The organism is Stenotrophomonas sp. HMWF023 (assembly GCF_003060985.1).
Taxonomy (GTDB): domain Bacteria; phylum Pseudomonadota; class Gammaproteobacteria; order Xanthomonadales; family Xanthomonadaceae; genus Stenotrophomonas; species Stenotrophomonas lactitubi.
Window position 1 is genome coordinate 1,396 of the sequence record NZ_QAIJ01000214.1, and the last position, 1,691, is coordinate 3,086.

The window sequence follows — 1,691 nt, forward strand, 5'->3', positions numbered from 1 at the left end:
TGCTCAGGCGTGGAAGACGTCGTTGGCAGGAGGCGACTGCGGCACCGGCGGTGCGCCGCGGCTGCCGCGATGCACGAACATCTGCTTCCAGGCCGCATAGACCGCGCCGACATACAGCGGCATCAGCACCGTGGTGAACACCAGTTGCGCAATGAATGCCGCCGCCAATGGGCCGCCGATCAGCATGCCGAGCTGGACCACGATCACGAACAGCACATAGACGCAGAACGCGGCGATCAGGCCGAGCACGGTGAACACGGCGGTGGCGCCGATGTTCTCGATGCAGCCCTGCAGGCTCAGGCGCAGCGCGTGCATGCCGCTCTGGCGGTCGAACACCACCAGTGCCGGCTGGGTGAACATCGCCAGGGTCAGCGCCACGGCGGTGCAGAACACCAGCAGCATCCACAGCGCGATGCGCTGCGCCGGCAGGTTGGCGACCAGTTCGGCGGCGGTTTCCGGGCTGATCTGCTGCCCGCTGCGGCCGAGTTCCTGCATCTTGGTCATGGTGTCGCTGAAGGCGGTGAAGCCCTCGCGGCCGATCATCAGGTACAGCAGCGCGCCGAGCAGCAGCACGGCCAGCACTTGGATCGCCAGCGGCACCAGCAGGTGGCTGACACGGCGGTCGCGGATCGGCTGCAGCAGGTGGGTGGCCAGGCCGGGACGGCCCTGGTCGATCTCACCCATGGCGTACAGCATGCCGCCGAACATCACCGGTGAAATCACCAGCGTCATCATCTGCAGGGCAAGGCCGGCGGTGCCGGGCAGCATCGTTCCCAGCAGGGTGACCACCCAGTTCACCAGCAGCCAGGTCAGGCCGATCCGGGCCAGCTGCAGCGGCGCACGCCGATACAGCGAGAACGTATCCAGCAACCACTGGGCGCCCGCCGAGGCTGGCAGCTTGCGAATCTCTTTCATGGACATCCGGGGAGGGACAGGAGGGGCCGGGCGGTGTGCCCGTGCCGCCGATTATCCCTGTTTTGCCACCGGCTGGGCTGAAGACAGCCGGGCCTGGCGGACAAAGCGCCGCAACAGCTGGCGGGCAAGCGGGGCGGCGCTGACCGCGCGCTCGATGCTGCGCGCACAACCACCGTGTCGGCCGATGCAGTCGGCGCGTGCGCGCACGTAGCCACGCATGTGATGGGTGGCAAATTCCGGATGGAACTGCACGCCCCAGGCCTGGCGGCCCCAGCGGAAGGCGTGGCAGCCGTCCAGCGGCGAGCGCGCCAGCACGGCGGCGCCTTCGGGTACGCGCAGCACGGTCTGCAGATGGGTGGCATGGGCCGCGAAGTGGCTCGGCAGGCCCTGGAACAAGGGGTCCTGCGCGGCCTGCGGGTCCAGTGCCAGTTCAATGGTTCCCGATTCACGCCCGGCGGGGTTGTAGGCCACTTCGCCGCCCAGTGCGTGGGCCAGCAGCTGGTGGCCGTAGCAGATGCCGAACACCGGCACGTCGTCGTGCGCGGTCTGCCGCAGCCAGGCGGCACTGCGTTCGCTCCATTCGGCATGGTCGGTGACGAAGGCGGCCGAGCCGGTCACCAGCACGCCGGCGAAGTCGCGCGGATCGGGCAGGTCGGCGCCATGCTCGACGTCGACCACGACGGTCTCGTGTTCCTCCAGGCCGGCGGCCACCCGGATCCAGTGCGGAAAGCGCCCGTAACGGCGCAGCGACGGCACGGGGCGGCCGGTTTCAAGGA

Annotated in this window: 2 protein-coding genes; both read right to left on the reverse strand. The window is 69.0% G+C overall.

Translation table 11 applies throughout. The features are described from left to right. Positions 1-3: 3 nt before the first annotated feature. Entirely contained in the window at positions 4-915 is a 912-nt protein-coding gene (locus DBR20_RS11540; protein WP_089237918.1) for a BPSS1780 family membrane protein, read from the reverse strand. Positions 916-966: 51 nt separating this feature from the next. Beyond that, on the reverse strand, positions 967-1,691 hold a 725-nt coding region (locus DBR20_RS11545; protein ID WP_258223308.1), incomplete at its 5' end, for a glutamine amidotransferase.

What these genes read in the sequence shown, in the direction of transcription:
- DBR20_RS11540 (WP_089237918.1), bottom strand. Translation starts at nt 915, where the DNA reads ATGAAAGAGATTCGCAAGCTGCCAGCCTCGGCGGGCGCCCAGTGGTTG.